This window comes from Massilia frigida (assembly GCF_011682175.1).
Taxonomy (GTDB): domain Bacteria; phylum Pseudomonadota; class Gammaproteobacteria; order Burkholderiales; family Burkholderiaceae_D; genus Telluria_A; species Telluria_A frigida.
Map to the genome: position 1 here is coordinate 32,725 of NZ_WHJG01000009.1, position 18,337 is coordinate 51,061.

Here is an 18,337-nt window from a genome sequence, read left to right on the forward strand (position 1 = left end):
GTTGGACCACAGAGTGAAAGTTGGTGCAAAGGCTTCTGGCCAGGTTCTGCAAAGGGGACGCATGATAAAATTTGTGATCTTATGCAGGCGCCGATGACTGCCATAACCGGTTTGAGGTTTTACGACAGTGAAAGAATCCGTTTTGAAAGCAACTGAATTGAACCAGCAGCCCTCCAAGCTCATTATCGCTTCGCGCGAAAGCCGGCTCGCCATGTGGCAGGCCGAGCATGTCCGCGCGCAATTGGCTTTATTATATCCGCAGTGCAGCATTGAGATTCTCGGAATGACGACGCGCGGCGACCAGATCCTCGACCGCACTTTATCAAAGGTCGGCGGCAAGGGCTTGTTCGTCAAGGAGCTGGAGGTGGCGATGGCCGAAGGGCGCGCCGACCTGGCCGTGCATTCGCTCAAGGATGTGCCGATGGACTTGCCGGAAGGCTTCGAACTGGCCGCCGTGCTGGAACGCGAAGACCCGCGCGACGCCTTCGTGTCGAACGATTTCGGCAGCCTGGACGAGCTGCCGCCGGGCGCGGTGGTGGGCACCAGCAGCCTGCGGCGCCAGTCGCTGATCGCGGCGCGCCACCCGCATCTGGTGATCAAGCCGCTGCGTGGCAATCTCGATACGCGCCTGGGCAAGCTCGATCGCGGCGAGTATGCCGCCATCATCCTGGCCGCCGCCGGTCTCAAGCGCCTGGGCTTGCCCGAGCGCATCCGTTCGCTGCTGGACCCCGAGCACTCGCTGCCGGCGGCCGGACAGGGCGCGATGGCGATTGAAATCGTCTCCGCCCGCAGCGATGGCGTCGACCTGCGCGCCGTGCTGGCGCCGCTGAACCATTTGCCGACCGCGCAACGCGTGGCGGCCGAACGCAAGGTGTCAAAAGTATTCGGCGGCAGTTGCCAGATTCCGCTGGCGGCGTTTGCCACCATTGACGATGGCGTGATGCACTTGCGCGCCATGGTCGCCACGCCGGACGGCAAGCGCAGCGCGCATGCGCAACTGCGCGGCCCGGCCGACGCCCCGGAGCTGCTGGGCCAGCAGGTGTCGGACTTGCTCGACAACCAGGATGCGCGCGCGATCCTGGCCGCCTGCAAGGTCGACGCCGGCGCCGATGCCTGACGCGGTCATCATCACGCGTCCGCTGGCGCAGGCCGGCGCCCTGGCCGGGCAGGTGAGGGCGCTCGGGCGCGAGGCGGTGCTGCTGCCGCTGCTGGAGATCTCGGCGCTGGACGACCAGGGCCCGCTCAAGGCGGCGCTGGCCGGCATGCACGATTGCGCCATGGTGGCGTTCGTGTCGCCCAACGCGATCGACGCCGCGTTTGCCCACATCAGCGTGTGGCCGACCTGGGTGACTTTGGCGGTGCTGGGCGAGGGTAGCCGCGCCGCGCTGGAACGGCATGGCATCAACGACCATACGGCGACCATCGTCAGCCCGCGCGACCCGGCCCGCAGCGACTCGGAAAACCTGCTCGAGACGCTCGACCTGGCGGCCCTGGCCGGCCAAAAAGTGCTGATCGTGCGCGGCGAAAGCGGGCGCGAACTGATGGCCGACGGCTTGCGCGCGGCCGGCGTGCTGGTCACGACCGTGGCCGCTTACCGGCGCCATGTGCCTGTGCTGACCCCGGAACTGGCGCAGCAGCTGCGCGCGCTGATGGAAGGCGACAACGACTGGATCATCACCAGTTCCGAGGCGCTGCGCGGACTGGTGGCGCTGGTGCGGGAGATGGACGATCCCGTCCTTGTGGAAAAAATGCAACAACAGCATCTGATCGTGCCGCATGCCCGTATTGCCGAAACGGCAAGCACGCTGGGTCTGTGCCGTTTGACGCTGTGCGGATCAGGCGACGAACGTCTGCTTGCCGCGTTACAATCACGAGCATGAACGAATTGCCTACATTACCTGAACACAGTGCAGCGCCCGGCGCTGCTCCCCATGCCGACCAATACAGTGCACCAGCGGGAGGGCGCGCGCGCTCGTCCGGTGGCGACAGCATGACTGAAATCCTGCAGCGTCCGATGACGGTGGTGGTGATCCTGCTGGCGCTGCTGCTGGCTGCGCACGCCTGGTCGACGCGCAGCAACCTGCTCAAGCTGCGCATGGAAATGGCCAACCGCCTGCAAAAGGGCGAAGTGGTCAATACCGAGACCAGCACCCTGGTGCGCACGGTGCAGGACCAGACCAAGGATTTGCAGGCCAAGGTCAGCTTGCTGGAAAACCGCCAGGTCGAAGCCCAGAGCCAGCAATTGGCGCTGGAACAGCTGTACCAGGATTTGTCGAAGAACCGCGACGAATGGGCGCTGGCTGAAATCGAGCAGGTGCTGTCGACCGCCAGCCAGCAGCTGCAACTGGCCGGCAATGTGCAGGGCGCGCTGATCGCGCTGCAAAATGCCGACCGTTCGCTGTCGCGCTCGGACAAGCCGCAATTCATCACGATCCGCCGCGCGATTGCGGCCGATATCGACAAGCTCAAGGCCTTGCCGGCGCTGGACCTGACCGGTGTGGCGCTGCGCCTGGACAATGTGATTACCCAGGTTAATACCCTGCCGATGCTGGCCGACGAAAAACCAGCCCTGCCGGCCAAGCCGGTCAAGGTGGCGGCCGCTCCGGTGGCGCCGAAAGCGGGCGTTGCGTCAGCCACGGCTGCGGCGCCGGCACCGGTCAAGGACTCGATGCTGGTGCGGGTGCAGGACGTGTGGCAGAGCTGGACCGGTGAAATGTGGGATGAAGTGCGCCAGCTGATCCGGGTGCGCCGCGTCGATACGCCGGAAGCGCTGATGCTCTCGCCCTCGGAAACCTATTTTGTGCGCGAAAACGTCAAGCTGCGCCTTCTGAATGCGCGCATGGCGTTGCTGGCGCGCAATGAAGTGGCCTTCCGCAACGACCTGGTGGCGGCGCAAGACGCCCTCGCCAAGTATTTCGACACGCGCGCAGGCACCACCCAGGCTGCGCAAGCGCTGCTGCGCCAGGTCCAGGCCAGCAACCTCGCCATCGAGATGCCGTCCCTGTCCGACAGCCTGAACGCCGTGCGCAACTACAAAGCGAAGCCATAACATGCGTCTTCTTCTCTGGTTAGTCGCGCTGATGGCCGCGGCCATCGGCATTGCCGTGACGGCACGCTTCAATCCGGGCAACGTGGTGTTTTTCTACCCGCCGCACCGGATCGACATGTCGCTCAATTTCTTCGTGGTGGTGGTGGTACTGCTGTTCATCGTCCTGTATGCCTTGCTGCGCGCCTTGCGTGCCACCGTCGGCATGCCGGGCCGGGTGGCCGCCTACCGCCAGCGCAAACGCGAGCGCGATGGCAACAAGGGCTTGCGCGATGCGCTCAAGGCCCTGTTCGAGGGCCGCTTCGGGCACGCCGAAAAAGCCGCCATCCGGGCCGCCGAACTGCCGGAAAACGCCGGTATCGCCGCCCTGATCGGCGCGCGCGCCGCGCACCGCATGCGCCAGGGCGCGCGGCGCGACCACTGGCTGGCCGGCGTGGTGCATGACAATTCGCTGAAAACCGCGCGCCTGATGACGATGACCGAACTGCTGGTCGACGACCACCAGCCGCAGGCGGCGCTCGACGCCGTGGCCGAACTCAATGCCAGCGGTACGCGCCACATCCACGCGCTGCAATGGTCGATGAAGGCGCACCAGCAAGCCAAGAACTGGCCGGAAGTGCTGCGCCTGGTGCGTTCGCTCGACAAGCACAAGGCGCTGCATCCGGCCCTGTCGGCGCGCCTGCGTGAACTGGCGTACGACGCCTTGCTGTCCGATAGTTCGCACGATGCCGAATCGATCCTGCGGGTGTGGTCCACCGTGCCGAGCGCCGACCGGGTCAAGCCGTACGTGGCGGCGCGCGCGGCGGCAGCCCTGAATGCACGCGGCCTGCACGATGAAGCGCGCGCCAGCGCCGAGGAGGCACTGCGCGCCGACTGGGACGACCGCGTGGTGCGCGCCTACCGCGATGCGGCGGCGCAGGCCGGTTCGCCGGCGCTGCTGGCCCAGATCGAGCATTGCGAAACCTGGATGAAGCAGCGCCCGACCGATGCCGAACTGGCGCTGACGCTCGGTTCGCTGTGCCTGAAGCAGAAACTGTGGGGCAAGGCCCAGCGCTACCTGGAACAGGCCCTGTCGGACGCGACCGAGCCGCGCATGGTGCGCGAGGCGCACCTGAAGCTGGCGCAGATGCACGAAGCGCTTGGCCAGCAGGAAGAGGCGAATGCGCATTTCAGGCAGTGCGCGCTGGCCAGTATTTTGTAGGCCTTGCGGTTGACCGAAGGCCGCTTGTTCAGTCGATACGGCGAATTCGTCGCCCGCGCAAGGCGGTCCCGGGTGGCGAACTCCGCAGTCAACGGCTGAACGACGAACTTGGGCCCCCGCCTGCGCGGGGGCGACGGTTTGGAGGTCGGCGGTACTGTGTGGTTCGCCGATTTTTGTGCGTTCGCCGGCCGATTTTCGGGGCGTTCGCCGGCCGTTTCCGGGCGTCGCCGCCGGTTTCCTGGGCGTCGCCGCCGGTTTCCTGGGCGTCGCCGCCGGTTTCCTGGGCGTCGCCGACCGATTCCTGAGCGTTTTCGACCGATTCCTGGGCGTTCCCGGCCGATTCCTGGGCGTCCCCGGCCGATTCCTGGGCGTCCCCGGCCGATTCCTGGGCGCCTTCAGCCGATTTCGTGGGCCCCTCCAAGCGATTTCCTGCCCGGTCCCAAGCGATTTTCTGCTCTCCTCCAGCCGATTTCCCATGCCCCGACAGCCAATCCTGCCGAGCAAAGCGCGCGACTGCGCTTGCTGCAATGCACAAGCCCGCGTGAAACTTCGTTATAATGTCGGCCATTGACCCCCTCAGCAATCTAAGGATATCCCATGAGTTTGAATAAAGTCTCCGCCGGCCGCGATGTGCCGAATGATTTCAATGTGATCATCGAAATCCCGATGAATGCCGATCCGATCAAGTACGAAGTGGACAAGGAATCGGGCGCGATTTTCGTCGACCGTTTCATGGGCACCGCCATGCACTACCCGTGCAACTACGGTTACGTGCCGAACACGATCGCCGACGACGGCGACCCGTGCGATGTGCTGGTCATTACCCCGTTCCCGCTGATTCCTGGCGTCGTGGTACGTTGCCGCGCCATCGGCGTGCTGAAAATGACCGACGAAGCCGGCGGCGACGCCAAGGTGCTGGCGGTTCCTGTCGATAAGATCTTGCCGATCTACAAACACTGGCAAAAGCCGGAAGACATGAACGAACTGCGCCTGCAGCAGATCCAGCATTTCTTCGAGCACTACAAAGACCTGGAGCCAGGCAAGTGGGTCAAGGTCGAAGGCTGGGGCGGTCCTGAGGATGCCAAGGCAGAGATCATGAACGGCATCGCCGCGTTCGACAAAGACAAGGCCGCCAAGGCGTAAGCCTTCCAGCGCGTGGCCAATGGCAGCGACCTGCCATTGGCCACGGCTGCGGTGGTATCCGACGCGCTCCCCAGGGAGCGCGTCGTGCGTTTACAGCCCGGTTTTCACCAGCCCCGCATGCTGCACCAGCCGCGCTTGCTTCACCAGTTCCGCATGCGCGCACCGCGCATTGAGCAGCGGGGCAATCACCAGCCAATATCCTGCAGCAGCGGGTACGTCAGGTCGTGCGGCGGGATGACGTCGTGCAGCAGGTCGGTGTTGATGGCGGGCTCCATCAGCTGGTTCGGCTTGGTATCGACGGAATAGTGCGACACCGACGAGCCCGGCGAATACTCTTCCGGACTGTACATGCGTATCCGCCTGACCAGGTCGGTACCGGCCAGTTTGTTGGGATCGAGGCCGAGGCTGGCCGTCACGCCCGACGAGGTGCGCGAACGACGGGCCATCACCGACTTGAGTTGCTGGCCGGTCGCCTTGTCGATGCGCACGGCAGGAATGCGCACGGCCGGGTCGGTGCCGCCCAGCGGGCTGACGGGGTCGCTCGTGTTTTCCATCACCACCATGCCGCGCGCGCCCGCGTTCTGCACGATGCGGGCCTTGGTCACGAATGGGCAGGCGCCACGGTCGACCAGGGCGATGTTGCCGCGGACCGCCAGCGCGTTGGCGGGACTGAGCGGCGTGCACGCCAGGCCGCTGCCATTGGCCTGGTCGACCACCGGCATCAATTCGCCCGCTACCGCGTTTTGCCCCAGCTGCGGCCCGAACGAGGCCTCGCCCACGTCATGGCTGCCGCCGGCCTTGCCCGCAGCCATGCCGCTGACCATCAGGTTGGGCTGGGCTGCGAGCACCTGCGCGGTAACCTTGTACACGCGTTCGCCGTTCCACGACAGGGTGGCGCCGCCAATGGCCGAGCGGCGGCGCTCGTCATCTTTCATGTTGATCCAGGCCTTGTTATTCCGGATATCGACCAGGAAATAATCCCAGATCGATGGGATGCCAAGGAAGAACTCGCCGGTGCCCTCGTCGGTGAAGTTCTGGAAGCCCAGGCCATGCGCCAGTTCGTGCAGCAGCACCGCCACCAGGTCGATCTGGTCGCCCGCCTTGCGGTCCAGCCCCAGGTAAAAGCCGGAGCCGGGCATGCAATCGGGAAACAGGCCAAGGCGCGAGTTGAAACGCGCCCGGATATGCGCTTCGCCCGGCGTGGCCAGGTCGGTGCGGGCCAGCTTGCTCGCCAGCGCACCCGGATACCAGGTGTTGGCCTTGGGTGCGTTGGGGAAGTCGGCAAACACTTCCAGCGCACCCGCCGAGCCGAGCACCGCGCCATCGGCGTCGCACGGCAGCGGCTCGAACGAGGCGGCCACCCGGACCGGGACCGGGCTGGTGATGGTGCGGCCCCAGATGTCGGCCGCCTGCTGGAACGCGATGAGGCGCTGGGCGCCGAGCGTGCGCCCGCTGTTGCCCCCGACCGGCTGTACCGGCGTGGGATCGTTGAAGCCGATGTTGGGCGCGTTGGTATTGACGATCGTGATGGTGGCGGCCGCGTGGGCGCCACCGATGGCGCAGCAGGACAAGGCCAGGGCGAGGGCGGCGGCGGCCTGCCGCAGGAGGGGGCGCTTATTGCTCATTGCCGTGCTCCTCCACTGGTGCCGCATGCTCGTGGACGGCGTGCTGCGCGGCGGCTTCGCCTTCCACGCAGCGCTGGACCAGCTTGCCGTCGGCCGTGCGCGAGACGACGGAATACACCACGCCGCGTCCGCCCAGGGGCGCGCTGCGGGTACCGTCGGCACGCACCCGGACCTGCGGCTGCGGATGCACAATCTGCGGCTGCTGCAAGCTGCCTTGCATCGCGCGCAGCTCGGCCGCGGTGGCCGGACGCAGTTGCCCGGTTTGCTTGTCGCGCACCACGGCCATGCCGTCCGTTTGCGCCGCGACCGTGGCTGCCGTCGAGAAGGCAGCCAGCGCGCAGCAGGTGATCAGGGTTTTACTCAACATGTCGGAAGTCTCCTGGTTTCGTTCATTGTCAACTGCCTTCGGCGCAGCAATACCAGACTGCCCACGCCGACCAGCAGCATCAGCCAGGTGCCAGGTTCGGGCACCGTAGTGACTACGACAGCGTCAAGGCCAATATAGTTCGCCGCTGAGGCGTCGCCAACGTAACGAAAGGCGAAACGGCCCTGGCCGTTATAGTCGAGACTGGAAATGACCTGTTGCCAGACCGTGGGATAGTCGGAAATGCCGCCAAGCACGCCCAGGACGGTGTTGAAGCCGCCGGTATCGGTGCCGCCGCCGGGGGAAAAGCGCACTTCGAGCGTGTCGCCAAAGCCGGAGGCGCTGGCCGAGCGCGTGAAAAACGAGAGCTCGCTGGGGCCGATCAGGGTCACGACCGGGGTGATCAGCCAGTTGTCGATGCTGCCCATGCCGTTTTGTGCGCTCAGGTAATTGGCGGCGACATAGGAGGAGGGGGGACCCGAGGGCGCCGGAAAGACGCCGGGGTTGCCTTGCGACCAGGCCTGGCCCGGCGGAACGCTGTTGTTGGTGAAGGCCCAGTTGTTCAGGGTGCTGATATCGTTGAAGTTTTCGTTGAGGACTACGATGGGTTCGATCGCGTGCGACGCAGCGGGCAGCGCGGCGGCCACGGCGAAGGCCGCCGTGGCAAGCAGGGTAGGAGGTAGTTTCATCGTCGTTCTTTCAGCAGTTGCCAGCAGGATGGCACTTCCACGCGCTCTGGCAGGCAGCGAGGCCACGGTTCATCCCATGATAGGAGTGGAACAGGCGCCGGCATTGATGTGTGCTTAATGTGCGAAGCACATTGAAGGGCAATTGCCGGGAACTTCATCGAAGATGCGCGGCGAAGCGGGTTCAGCCGGCGAGGGAGGGGGTGGCGCTGGACGTCCCCGGCGCGGCGGGGACGTGCTCGGGAACACTCAGTTGCTGGCTGGCCGTGCAGCAAGCTTTCGCAAACGCAGTTTCCCCACGATGCCGACAGGGAAAAAGTAGATCGACAGCACGAACAGCACGCCCAGCCACAGCATCCAGCGGTCGGGATGCAGCGCCTGCGCCAGCAAGGGCACGCCTTGCAGGGCGGCCGAACCCTCGGCCATCAGCGCCTTGAGGTAATTCTGCGCAATGATGAACAAGGTCGCACCGACCACCGCGCCATACATGGTGCCCATGCCGCCGATCACCACGATCAGCAGGATGTCGGTCATCACCTCGAAGCCGAGCATGGTTTTCGGCCCCACGTAGTGTAGCCACAGCGCCATCAGCGCGCCGGCCAGGGCTGCCACCAGCGCCGCCAGCACGTTGGCCCAGATCCGGTACAGCACCGTGCGGTAGCCCAGCGCCTCGGCGCGGAATTCGTTTTCGCGGATCGCTTGCAGCACCCGTCCGAACGGCGAATTCACCAGCCGCAGCAGGAACAGGAATAGCAGCAGGCAGCCGCCGAACACGATGTAGTAGGTAATCAGCTTGCCATCGATGGCGCGCCCGAACACGTCGGACTCAAACAGGCGAAAGCCCGGCGTGAGCAACTCCGGCACGCTGAAGGTCTTGCCGTCCTCGCCGCCGGTCAGGTCGGACAGCTGCGAGGCCAGCACGGCAAACGACGAGGCCACCGCCAGCGTGATCATGGCGTAGAAAATGGCGCGCACGCGCAGTGCGAACAAGCCCACCACCAGGGCCAGCACCAGCGTCAGCAGCAGGGCCAGCAGCAGGCCGGTGAAGGCCGCGCCCCAGGTCGGCTCGCCGCTCGCCAGTCCCAGCCCGACCCCATACGCGCCGATGCCGAAGAACATGGTGTGGGCGAAGGAGACGATGCCGGTGTAGCCGAGCAGCAAATCGTAGGAAGCCACCAGCACGATGTAGATGCAGATGGTGGCGGCGGTGTTGAGCGGACGCGCGCCGCTGGTGAGAAATGGCGCCAGCGCCAGTCCCAGCAGGATCAGCAGCAGGGTGGCGGACAAGGCCCGGCTACGCGGCAAGTCGCCGGATAATAGTTGGTTGAGCATCGTGCTTCCTTAACGCCTCAGGTTGGAATACAGGCCGGCCGGGCGCCATAGCAAGATGGCGATCATCAGCGCGATGTGCGACACCAGCGCGAACTTGGGCGCCAGGAAGCCGGCATAGTTGGCTACCAGCGCCATCAGCAGCGCGCCGATGAAGCAGCCGCCGACCGAGCCCAGCCCGCCGATGATGATGACGATAAAAATCATCACCATGATCTCGCCGCCCATGGCCGCGTTCAGGGTTTCCTTGTACAGGCCCCACAGCACGCCGCCCAGGCCGGCCAGCGCCGAACCGGCCGCGAACACGGCCACGAACAGGCGCCGGATGCGGTAGCCCATGGCCTCGACCATCTCGCGGTTCTCGACGCCGGCGCGGATCAGCAGGCCGATCTTGGTGCGGTTGAGCACCAGGAACATGGCTGCGAACACCAGCAGGCCGATCACGACCGCCACCAGCCGGTATTTTTCGACCGCCGCGTCGCCCAGCATCACGGCCCCGCGCAGGCTGGCCGGCAGCGGCAGGGGAATCTGCTCGGCGCCCCAGATCACGTTGATCAACTGCTCGGCCACGATCATGCCGCCCATGGTGATCAGGATTTGCTTGAGATGCTGGCCGTACACAGGCGCGATGATGATGCGCTCGAAGGCCCAGCCGAGCAGCGCGGTGGCGAGCATGGCCACCGTGATCGCCAGGCCCAGCACGCCCAGGTTGATCAGCAATGAGTCGACCTCGAGCCAGCCGCGCATGGGAATCAGCACCATGGTGGCGGCGTAGGCGCCGACCGAGACGAAGGCGCCGTGGCCGAAGTTGAGCACGTCCATCAGCCCGAACACGAGCGTCAGTCCGCTGGCCATGATGAAGATCATCATGCCCATTGCCAGGCCGGCGATGGTCAGGGTGACCCAGGTGGGAAAGCTGCCCACCAGCGGCAGCATGAGCAGGATCAGCGCCGGAACCAGCAGCAGCGGTGCGATGTCGCGCCTGGCGGCCGGCAAGGGCGCGTCGGCCGAGGCGGCCGGGGCGGCGGGCAGCGCGGTGGCGCTGCTCACCGGCGGCAATTTGGTGGTCACGTTGTTGGTCTCCGTGTTCATGATGGATGCAGGTTCATTGATGGGAGCTCAGTGCCAGCCCGAGCAGGCGTTGCTGCAAGTCCAGGTCGTCGACCAGCTCGCGCATGGCGCCGGCGTGGACCACGCGCCCGTCATCCATCACCGACACCGTGTCGCCGAGGTGCTTGACGAAGCTGAAATTCTGCTCGACCAGCAGGATGGTGGTGTCGGTCTGCTTGAGTTCGCGGAAGGCGGCGATCAGGCTCTGGATGATGGCCGGGGCCAGGCCCTTGGTCGGCTCGTCGATCAGCAGCAGCTTGCGCGGCTCGACGATGGCGCGCGCGATCGCCACCATCTGCTTTTGCCCGCCCGACAGGTTGCCGGCCGGGTAGTGCCAGAATTTTTTGAGCGCCGGAAAAAAACCGAAGAGCCACGCGACCCGCTGCTCGTCGAGCGGCCCGTTGCGCGCGGCCAGGTACAGGTTTTCGCGCACGGTCAGGTCGGAAAACACGGCCATCGATTCGGGCACGTAGGCGATGCCCAGTTGCGCGATGTCGGGCGTGGGCAGGGCGGCAATGTCGTGCCCGTCGAAGCGTACGGTGCCGGCGCTGGCTTTCCACAAGCCCATGATGGTGCGCAGGGTGGTGGTCTTGCCGGCGCCATTGCGTCCCAGCAGCACCGACAGGCCGCCGCGCGGCACCGTCAAGTCCACCCCTTGCAGGATGTGGTACTCGCCGATGTGGGTGTGGACCCCGCTGAGCTGGAGGAGTGGTTCAGGCATGGCTTCACGCATGTTCGGGCGTCCCCAGGTAGGCTTCCTGGACGATGGCCGAGGCCATCACCTCGGCTGGATTGCCGTCGGCGACCAGGGCGCCGTTGTGCAGGACGATGATGCGGTCGGCCAGCGAGCGCACCACGTCCATCTTGTGTTCGACCAACAAAATGGTCTTGTTGCGCTCAGCCTTGACCTGGTGGATCAGGTCGAGCACGACCGGCACTTCGTCCACGCTCATGCCGGCGGTCGGTTCGTCGAACATCATCACCGCCGGTTCCAGCGCCAGCAAGATCGCCACTTCCAGCTTGCGCTTGTCGCCGTGCGACAGGGCTGCCACCCGCGTGTCGCGGCGGCCGGCCATGGCGACCCGCTCCAGGTAATCGTCGGCGCGCACGATCAGGTCGCTGTGGCTGGACCAGCGCGAGAACATGTTCATGCCGATGCGCGCGCGGCTCTGCACCGCCAGGCGCACGTTTTCGGCCACCGTCAGGTGCGGGAACAGGTTGGTCAGCTGGAAGGCGCGCCCGATCCCGAGCGCGGTGCGTTTGGCCGCGCCATGGCGGGTGATGTCGGCGCCATCGAGCAAGACCGTGCCCGAGGTGGCCGGCAGCTGGCCCGACATCAGGTTGAAGTAGGTGGTCTTGCCGGCGCCGTTGGGGCCGACGATCACGGTCAGGGTGCCGGGATAGAAGTCGGCGCTGACCTTGTTGACCGCCACGTGCCCGCCGAAGCGGATGCACAGTTCGCGCGTCGACAGCGATGGCATGGCCGCCGGCGTCATCGCTTGTTCCTCACCGGGAGCGGCAGCTCGCCAGGCGGGATTTCGCGCACCAGTTCCAGCAGGTCCCACTCGTTTTTCTGGTCTTTCTTGATTTTGAAGTGGTACATCGGCTGCAGCGCCTGGTGGTCTTCCTTGCGGAAGCTCATCTTGCCCTTGGGCGTCTCGAAGTCCATGCCTTCCATGGCCGTGATCAGTTTTTCGGTGTCGCCCGAGTTGGCCTTGGTCAATGCCGTGACCACCGCGCTGGCCGCCGCGAAACCGCCGGCGGTGAACATGTCGGGCGGGGCCTTGAAGCGCTTGCTGTGCTCGGCCACGAGCCAGTCGTTCATCTTGTTCTTCGGGAAGCCGTGATAGTAATAGATGGTGCCCTGGGTGCCGGCGAAATTTTTCCAGGTTTTCATCACCGGCAGGATATTGCCGCCCGGGGATAACACGATGCCGTAGCGCTCGGGCTTCATGTCGGCCAGCTTGTTCATGGGATTCGGCCCGGCCCAGACGATTTGTAGCAGGCGCGGCTCGGGCTTGTTTTTCAGGGCGTCGAAGATGCGCTGGGCCGGGGCGGTGAAGTCGGTCGTGTTCTGGGCGGCGTATTCCTCGTGGATCACCTGGGCCTTGCTGCCGGTGGCGGCCAGCGCTTCGCGGCCGGCCTTGACCGCATCCTTGCCGAAGGCGTAGTCCTGCGCCAGGAAGGCCACACTGCCGGCCTTGAGGGTGCTGGCGGCGGCCAGCGCATCCTGCATCGAGCTGCGCGCGGTGCGGAAAATGTAGCGATTCCATTTGTCGCCGGTGATGGCGTCGGCCACGGCCGGCTCGACGATCAGGATTTTCTTGTATTCCAGCGCCACCGGCAGCATGGCAATCGCCGAGCCGGACGAGGTGGTGCCGACCGCGATATCGGCCTTGTCGTCGCCGTAGGCTTCGGCCAGCAGGGTGCGTCCCAGGTCGGGCTTGCCCTGGTCATCCTTGACGATCACCTTGAGCTTGCGCCCGTTGATTTCCATCTTGCCGCCGGTGAGGTACTCCAGGCCCATCATGAAGCCGGTTTCGGTTTCCTTGGCATAGGTTTCAAGGATCCCGGTCTTGCCCGCGATGAGGGCGATTTTCAGGTCGGGCGCGGCCGTGGCCGGTGCCGCCAGGGTGGTCGCGAGGGTGGCCAGGACGGCGGCTGCCAGGGTGTTGAGTTTGTACATCGTGTCTCCTCTTGGGAATGCTGCTTTATATTTATAGGGTGGGGCTGATACGGTTCAGTCTACCTGGCTCAGGAAGCGTTCGATCGCTTGCCGGGCCGGGGCTTCGGTCAGCATCGGCGCGTGGCCGACGCCGGGCACTTCGGCGTACTGCATGCTCGGCGCGGCGCGCTGCATGTAGCTGGCCTGCTCCTGCTCGACCAGGTCGGACAGGCTGCCGCGCACCAGCAGGGTGGGGCGGTTGCGCGCCAGGCGCCGGAACGCCAGGCGCGACATCCATGACGACGGTTTGAGCTTGCCGGTTTGCAGCGGCAGGGCGATGTTGGGGTCGTAGTGCAGCACCAGCTGGCCGGCATCGTTTTCGCTGAACGCGCGGCGGGCCCACTTGTTCCACTCGGCCATGTCGTTCGATGGAAAGGCCGGCTGGTTGATGTCGCGCATGTACTCGGCGGCCTGTTCCCACGTTCCCATGGTGGCGCCCTTGCCGGCATAGGTGGCGATGCGCGACAAGCCTTTTTGCGAGATCACCGGGCCGACATCGTTGAGCACGGCGGCGGCGATCAGGTTCAGGCGGCGCAGGGCCAGGGTCATGGTGATGATGCCGCCCATCGAGGTGCCGACGAACACGGCGCGCTCGATGCCCAGGTCGTGCGCCAGCTTGACCACGTCGGCGGCGTAGACCGCCGGGTTGTAGTGGGCCGGGTCGGGGTCGCGCGCGGACTGGCCGCGCCCGCGCACGTCGAGCGCCAGCACGCGCCGGCCCTGGCTGGCGATCCATGGCGCCAGCTCGTCGAAGTCGCCCGAGTTGCGCGTCAGCCCATGGATGCAGATGACGGGCAGGCGCGCCGGTCCGCTGTGGCCCGGATAGTCGCGCGCGTACAGGGTCAGGCCGTCGTCGCTGGTGTAGCTGACGTCGTTGAACTGCCTGGCCGCGCCCGCTGCGCCAATGGCGTGGAGGTGGCGGGTGGCCTGCGCGCCATCCTGTTCGTGTACGTGTACGCCCATGCTCAGAACCGGTATTCGAGCGTTGCCGACACGGTGCGCGGGGCGCCGTAGAAGGCCGTCAATACACCCTCCTTGCCGAGGTTCGGGAAGACGTAGCCGCCGGTGCGATAGCGTTGGTCGCCCAGGTTCTTGCCGTGCAGGCCGGCGCGGATCTTGTTGTCGGCGCTGGTCCACGTCAGGCTCAGGTCGTACAAGGTATAGGCCGGCTGGTCGAGCACCGAAGCGTACTCGAACTGGCTGGTCTCGTCCTTGTAGGAGGCGTTGCCGCTGACGCTGAAGGTGCCGCCGCGGCCCATCATCGGCAGTGCCATATCGTAGGTGGCGCGCAGGTTGGCCGAGTTCTTCGGCGTGTTCTGGAAGTAGCGCTCGCTGGCCACGTTGACCAGGGCCGGCACGCCGCCGACCAGTTGCGAGGTCAGGAACTGGGTGTATTCGGCGTTGATGTGGCTAACCATGCCGGTGACGCTGAAGGCATTGCTCACGCGCGCGCTCGCTTCCAGTTCGATGCCGCGGATCTTGGCCTTGCCGGCGTTGGTGGTCACCCCGGCGAAGCTGTCGGGGCGGCCGTCGCCGTTGGTGTCGACCTCCACCGAGCCGGGAATCTGCACATCCTTGTATTTGCTGTCGAACAGGGCGATGTTGGTCAGGATGCGGTTGTTGTTGTACGACGATTTCAAGCCCAGTTCCAGCGTGTCGATGGTTTCCGGCAGGAAGCCGGCGCGCGCGGTGGCGTTGCTGATCTTGGTGCCCAGCACGTTCATGCGCGGGTCGAAGCCGCCGCCCTTGAAGCCGCGCGCCCAGCTGGCGTAGATATTCTGGCTGGCGCTGGCCTTGTAGGCCAGGCCCACTTTTGGCGTAAACTTCTTGTCTTCGCGTTCCAGTTCGCCGTGGGTGAAGTCGGTATCGGTGCGGAACAGCACGGCGTTGGGGGTGCCCATCCCGGGCGTACCGTTCAGGCCCAGGTAGATCTGGCGCAGCACGCTCGCTTCGCGCTTGTCGGCCGTGTAGCGCCCGCCCAGCGAAAAGCTGAGGGCATCGCTGACTTTGTAGTTGGCGTCGGCGAACACGGCCCAGGCCTTGGTGTCGATGTCGCCCAGGGTGTAGGTCGAGCTGGGGAAGGCGCCGGCCAGCACGGTGTCGAAGATGTTGAAGGCGTTGGCGTCGATGTAGTACACGCCGGCCACGCCTTGCACCTTGTCGCCGGTGTAGGTCAGCTGGAATTCCTGGCTGAACTGCTTGTTCTTGTATAGCGCGGGCACTTCGAAGTCGACCATCTGCAGCGAATCGAAATCGATCGGCGCGTACGATTTGTCGCGGCGCGCGGCGGTCACCGACTTGACGCTCAGTTGCGGGCTGACCGTGTATTCGAGCAGCGCCGACCAGCCGTGGGCCTTGACTTCCTGCTCGTGCCCGAGCGCGCGGGCCAGGTTGGCGCGGGTATCGTAGACGTTCGACAGGATTTGCGCGCCGCTGGTGCGCCCGACCGTCACGCGGTGGCCGTTGCGCGGGCTGGAATCGTCTTGCGTGGCGTCGCCCGCGAGGCGGATGAACAGTTCCGGCGTGGGCGTGAATTCGGCCGACAGGCGCGCGGCGGTCATGTCCTTGTCGTAGTTGTGGGCGCCGGTGACGAGGTTGCGCCCGTAGCCGTCGCGCTTGAAGCGGGCGATCGAGCCGCCCACCCGCACGGCGTCGGAGATCGGGGTGCTGGCGGTGAGCACCGCTTCGCGCTGGCTGTAGTCGCCCAGGGTGACGCGGGCCCGGATATCGGTCTTGGAGCCGAGCTTGCGGGTGACGTACTTGACCGCGCCGCCGATGGTGTTGCGCCCGTACAGGGTACCTTGCGGGCCGCGCAGCACTTCGATGCGCTCGACGTCGTAGATGTCGGTCACGGCGGCCTGCGGGCGTGCCAGGTAAATATCGTCGAGGTAGATGCCGACGCCGGCCTCGAAGCCGGCCAGCGGGTCTTGCTGGCCGACGCCGCGGATAAACGCGGTCAGGGTCGAGTTGGTGGCGCGCGAGGCCTTGAGCGTGGTGTTCGGAATCGACAGGGCGAGGGCGGTGATGTCGGGCGTGCCCTGCTTGGACAACTGGTCGCCGCCGAAGGCGGTGACCGACACCGGGACGTCTTGCAGGTTTTCCGGACGGCGCCGCGCGCTCACCGTCACCACGCCGGCGTCCTGGATGGCGCCGGCGGCGGGTGCGCCCGATTCGGTCTGCGCCTGTGCCGTGCCGATCGCCCCACCGGACAGGGCGAGTACGGCAGCGGCAATACGATGTAAGGGAAAATGTCGGATGGTCAGGCGCATGTTGTTGTCTCCTTGGATTTTTTGGACAATGCGGGAAGCCAGAAATGATCGCCATGCAGTGTGCCCCCATTTAAATTTGCGCGAAAGATAACGAAACGCCCACCCACTGTGCAAATTTGCACAGTGGTTTATTGTTCAACTTCTTCTTTGCACACGGGCTAGTTCCTGTGGGACTTTGCGTTTTATCAATACAGAGAAACGAAAAGTTTGCGTGCGTGATGTGCACTGGTGCACAATATCCGCGATGAATACCGGATATGGATTCCATGAATACCTTGCCTGAATGGACAGACCTGCGTTTCTTTCTGGAGCTGGCGCGCGCCGGCACCTTGTCGGGCGCGTCGCGCCGGCTGGAGGTGGAGCACACCACGGTGGCACGCCGCATCGACCGGCTCGAAATCCAGCTCGCCACCACCTTGTTCGACCGCAGCCGCGAGGGCTATGAGCTGACCGAGATGGGGCAGGCGCTGCTGCCGCATGCCGAAGCGATGGAAAGCGCGGCGCTGGCCGCCACCGAACAGCTGGGCGGCACCGAAGTGGCGGCGCACGGCGTGGTGCGGCTGGGCGTGCCGGAAGTGTTCGGCGTGCGCGTGGTGGCGCCGCTGCTGGTCGGCTTGTTGCAGACCCATCCGGACCTGAGCATCGACCTGCTGGTGCTGCCGCGCTTTGCCAACCTGGCCAACCGCGAGGCCGACCTGGGCGTGATGCTCGATCCGCCCAGCACCGGGCGCTACATGATCACGCGGCTGGCGTCGTTCCGTTTCTATCTGTACGCCTCGCCCGCGTACCTGGCGCGCCATCCGCCGATCCGCGAGCATGCCGACCTGGCGCGCCATGATTTTGTCGATTACGTGCAGGACCGGCTGGCCAGCCGCGAGCTCAGTTATCTCAATGAACTCGGGTTCACGCCAAGGCGCCGCTTGTGCTGCACCGGGATGACCGCGCAGGTAGAGGCGGCGTCGCTGGGGATGGGGCTGATCATGGCGCCGCCGTATGCGGTGCCGGACGATGGACGGCTGGTGCCGGTGCTCGATCAGTTCTTCGCGGAACGCTCGTTCTGGCTGGCCGCGCCGACCGATTTGTACCGCTTGCAGCGGGTGCGCGCGGTGTGGAATTTGCTGCGGGAATATTCGGACCGGCAGCCATCGCTGTTTGTGCACGGGCGCGAGGAGCATCGCTGACTTGCGGGACTAGGTATGATAAGGTAATACCTATCAATCACTGCCAGGCAGAGTACCATGACTGCTACCATTGCCCGCCCCATGTCGGTCAAGTTGGACCCGGACATGCGCTCCCGTCTGGAACGCCTGGCGGAGTCGCGCCGCAGAACACCGCACTGGATGCTGCGCGAGGCCATTGCGCAGTACGTAGTGCGCGAGGAAAAGCGTGATACTTTTCGCCAGGATACGCTCAAGGCGTGGGAGGAGTATCAGGTCACCGGACTGCATGTCACGGCTGACGAAGCCGACGCCTGGCTGGCGGCTCTCGAAGAAAGCAACGACATTGAGCCGCCTGAATGCCACAGTTGATCTGGTCGCCATCCGCCATCCGCCTTGCGTGACGTGCAGCGCTTCTATCGCTTCCTGGCGCACAAGAATCCTGGCGCGGCCAAGCGTGCCGTCCAAGCCGTCCGGCAAGGGGTGAAAATGCTGGGGCATCAGCCGCAACTCGGCCGGCCAGTGGAGGATATGGCGGAGGCATACCGGGAGTGGCAGATCGACTTTGGCGACAGCGGCTATGTCGTGCGTTATCGCGTTGCGCCCGATGCCGTGATCATCCTCGCAGTACGTCACCAGAAAGAAGCCGGGGACTGACGGAATTGTTGGCGGTCCCAGCCCC

19 protein-coding genes are annotated in these 18,337 nt (G+C 65.3%); 8 read left to right on the forward strand and 11 right to left on the reverse strand.

Translation table 11 applies throughout. The annotated features are described in order from the left end of the window. Positions 1-142: 142 nt before the first annotated feature. The 4 genes from hemC to F2P44_RS11180 all read left to right on the forward strand — a co-directional run bounded on the left by hemC (position 143) and on the right by F2P44_RS11180 (position 4,247). A complete protein-coding gene (gene hemC / locus F2P44_RS11165; protein WP_370662672.1) occupies positions 143-1,117 on the forward strand; it encodes a hydroxymethylbilane synthase in 975 nt (324 codons plus the stop codon). Further along, positions 1,110-1,880 (forward strand): uroporphyrinogen-III synthase, encoded by a 771-nt coding sequence (locus F2P44_RS11170; RefSeq protein WP_167086780.1) that lies wholly within the window; start codon positions 1,110-1,112, stop codon positions 1,878-1,880. Before hemC ends, F2P44_RS11170 begins: the two co-directional genes overlap by 8 nt. 110 nt (positions 1,881-1,990) lie before the next feature. Continuing rightward, the gene (locus F2P44_RS11175) at positions 1,991-3,049 is read left to right on the forward strand and encodes a uroporphyrinogen-III C-methyltransferase (protein ID WP_370662673.1); all 1,059 of its coding nucleotides are present in this window, start codon (positions 1,991-1,993) and stop codon (positions 3,047-3,049) included. Position 3,050: 1 nt separating this feature from the next. Then, on the forward strand, positions 3,051-4,247 hold the full coding sequence (locus F2P44_RS11180) for a heme biosynthesis protein HemY (RefSeq protein WP_167086782.1): 1,197 nt from the start codon (positions 3,051-3,053) through the stop codon (positions 4,245-4,247). An 88-nt stretch (positions 4,248-4,335) separates the two neighbouring features. On the opposite strand, the gene F2P44_RS11185 is transcribed toward F2P44_RS11180, so the two are convergent. Further along, on the reverse strand, positions 4,336-4,815 hold the full coding sequence (locus tag F2P44_RS11185; RefSeq protein ID WP_167086783.1) for a hypothetical protein: 480 nt from the start codon (positions 4,813-4,815) through the stop codon (positions 4,336-4,338). Between the two features lie 29 nt (positions 4,816-4,844). Between F2P44_RS11185 and ppa the strand changes: the two genes are divergently transcribed. Then, a complete protein-coding gene (gene ppa, locus F2P44_RS11190) occupies positions 4,845-5,390 on the forward strand; it encodes an inorganic diphosphatase (protein ID WP_054263314.1) in 546 nt (181 codons plus the stop codon). A 185-nt stretch (positions 5,391-5,575) separates the two neighbouring features. Here the strand turns inward: ppa and F2P44_RS11195 are convergent, their stop codons facing one another. The 10 genes from F2P44_RS11195 to F2P44_RS11240 form a co-directional block, all read right to left on the reverse strand. Continuing rightward, entirely contained in the window at positions 5,576-7,015 is a 1,440-nt protein-coding gene (locus tag F2P44_RS11195) for a PA domain-containing protein (protein WP_167086784.1), read from the reverse strand. Then, complete coding sequence (locus tag F2P44_RS11200) at positions 7,005-7,382, reverse strand: post-PEP-CTERM-1 domain-containing protein (protein WP_167086785.1); 378 nt, start codon at positions 7,380-7,382, stop codon at positions 7,005-7,007. Before F2P44_RS11200 ends, F2P44_RS11195 begins: the two co-directional genes overlap by 11 nt. Beyond that, the gene (locus F2P44_RS11205) at positions 7,376-8,068 is read right to left on the reverse strand and encodes a choice-of-anchor J family PEP-CTERM protein (protein WP_167086786.1); all 693 of its coding nucleotides are present in this window, start codon (positions 8,066-8,068) and stop codon (positions 7,376-7,378) included. The genes F2P44_RS11200 and F2P44_RS11205 overlap by 7 nt, the downstream gene beginning before the upstream one ends. Positions 8,069-8,314: 246 nt before the next feature. Further along, the gene (locus F2P44_RS11210; RefSeq protein ID WP_167086787.1) at positions 8,315-9,397 is read right to left on the reverse strand and encodes a branched-chain amino acid ABC transporter permease; all 1,083 of its coding nucleotides are present in this window, start codon (positions 9,395-9,397) and stop codon (positions 8,315-8,317) included. Positions 9,398-9,406: 9 nt separating this feature from the next. Next, positions 9,407-10,444 carry a branched-chain amino acid ABC transporter permease gene (locus tag F2P44_RS11215; RefSeq protein WP_167086922.1) on the reverse strand — a complete coding sequence of 346 codons (1,038 nt, stop codon included), beginning with the start codon at positions 10,442-10,444 and terminating at the stop codon, positions 9,407-9,409. Positions 10,445-10,499: 55 nt separating this feature from the next. Beyond that, entirely contained in the window at positions 10,500-11,225 is a 726-nt protein-coding gene (locus tag F2P44_RS11220; protein ID WP_167086788.1) for an ABC transporter ATP-binding protein, read from the reverse strand. Between the two features lie 4 nt (positions 11,226-11,229). After that, positions 11,230-12,000, reverse strand: a complete 771-nt coding sequence (locus F2P44_RS11225; RefSeq protein ID WP_167086789.1) for an ABC transporter ATP-binding protein — start codon at positions 11,998-12,000, stop codon at positions 11,230-11,232. After that, complete coding sequence (locus tag F2P44_RS11230) at positions 11,997-13,190, reverse strand: substrate-binding domain-containing protein (protein WP_167086790.1); 1,194 nt, start codon at positions 13,188-13,190, stop codon at positions 11,997-11,999. Before F2P44_RS11230 ends, F2P44_RS11225 begins: the two co-directional genes overlap by 4 nt. Positions 13,191-13,244: 54 nt before the next feature. After that, positions 13,245-14,192, reverse strand: coding sequence for an alpha/beta fold hydrolase (locus F2P44_RS11235; protein WP_167086791.1), 948 nt, complete (start codon positions 14,190-14,192; stop codon positions 13,245-13,247). Between the two features lie 2 nt (positions 14,193-14,194). Beyond that, the gene (locus F2P44_RS11240; RefSeq protein ID WP_167086792.1) at positions 14,195-16,498 is read right to left on the reverse strand and encodes a TonB-dependent receptor; all 2,304 of its coding nucleotides are present in this window, start codon (positions 16,496-16,498) and stop codon (positions 14,195-14,197) included. A 266-nt stretch (positions 16,499-16,764) separates the two neighbouring features. On the opposite strand from F2P44_RS11240, the gene F2P44_RS11245 reads away from it, so the two are divergent. From F2P44_RS11245 to F2P44_RS11255, 3 genes are read left to right on the forward strand one after another with little or no spacing between them, the layout of a single operon-like run. After that, entirely contained in the window at positions 16,765-17,679 is a 915-nt protein-coding gene (locus tag F2P44_RS11245; RefSeq protein WP_167086793.1) for a LysR family transcriptional regulator, read from the forward strand. A 57-nt stretch (positions 17,680-17,736) separates the two neighbouring features. Further along, a complete protein-coding gene (locus tag F2P44_RS11250) occupies positions 17,737-18,027 on the forward strand; it encodes a CopG family ribbon-helix-helix protein (RefSeq protein WP_187363289.1) in 291 nt (96 codons plus the stop codon). A 24-nt stretch (positions 18,028-18,051) separates the two neighbouring features. Next, positions 18,052-18,312, forward strand: a complete 261-nt coding sequence (locus F2P44_RS11255) for a type II toxin-antitoxin system RelE/ParE family toxin (RefSeq protein ID WP_167086794.1) — start codon at positions 18,052-18,054, stop codon at positions 18,310-18,312. Positions 18,313-18,337 lie beyond the last annotated feature (25 nt).

Coding starts and splice junctions, on each gene's coding strand:
- F2P44_RS11170 (WP_167086780.1), top strand. CDS start 1,110: ATGCCTGACGCGGTCATCATCACGCGTCCGCTGGCGCAGGCCGGCGCC.
- F2P44_RS11175 (WP_370662673.1), top strand. CDS start 1,991: ATGACTGAAATCCTGCAGCGTCCGATGACGGTGGTGGTGATCCTGCTG.
- F2P44_RS11180 (WP_167086782.1), top strand. CDS start 3,051: ATGCGTCTTCTTCTCTGGTTAGTCGCGCTGATGGCCGCGGCCATCGGC.
- F2P44_RS11185 (WP_167086783.1), bottom strand. CDS start 4,815: ATGGCCGACATTATAACGAAGTTTCACGCGGGCTTGTGCATTGCAGCA.
- ppa (WP_054263314.1), top strand. CDS start 4,845: ATGAGTTTGAATAAAGTCTCCGCCGGCCGCGATGTGCCGAATGATTTC.
- F2P44_RS11195 (WP_167086784.1), bottom strand. CDS start 7,015: ATGAGCAATAAGCGCCCCCTCCTGCGGCAGGCCGCCGCCGCCCTCGCC.
- F2P44_RS11200 (WP_167086785.1), bottom strand. CDS start 7,382: ATGTTGAGTAAAACCCTGATCACCTGCTGCGCGCTGGCTGCCTTCTCG.
- F2P44_RS11205 (WP_167086786.1), bottom strand. CDS start 8,068: ATGAAACTACCTCCTACCCTGCTTGCCACGGCGGCCTTCGCCGTGGCC.
- F2P44_RS11210 (WP_167086787.1), bottom strand. CDS start 9,397: ATGCTCAACCAACTATTATCCGGCGACTTGCCGCGTAGCCGGGCCTTG.
- F2P44_RS11220 (WP_167086788.1), bottom strand. CDS start 11,225: ATGCCTGAACCACTCCTCCAGCTCAGCGGGGTCCACACCCACATCGGC.
- F2P44_RS11225 (WP_167086789.1), bottom strand. CDS start 12,000: ATGACGCCGGCGGCCATGCCATCGCTGTCGACGCGCGAACTGTGCATC.
- F2P44_RS11230 (WP_167086790.1), bottom strand. CDS start 13,190: ATGTACAAACTCAACACCCTGGCAGCCGCCGTCCTGGCCACCCTCGCG.
- F2P44_RS11235 (WP_167086791.1), bottom strand. CDS start 14,192: ATGGGCGTACACGTACACGAACAGGATGGCGCGCAGGCCACCCGCCAC.
- F2P44_RS11240 (WP_167086792.1), bottom strand. CDS start 16,498: ATGCGCCTGACCATCCGACATTTTCCCTTACATCGTATTGCCGCTGCC.
- F2P44_RS11245 (WP_167086793.1), top strand. CDS start 16,765: ATGAATACCTTGCCTGAATGGACAGACCTGCGTTTCTTTCTGGAGCTG.
- F2P44_RS11250 (WP_187363289.1), top strand. CDS start 17,737: ATGACTGCTACCATTGCCCGCCCCATGTCGGTCAAGTTGGACCCGGAC.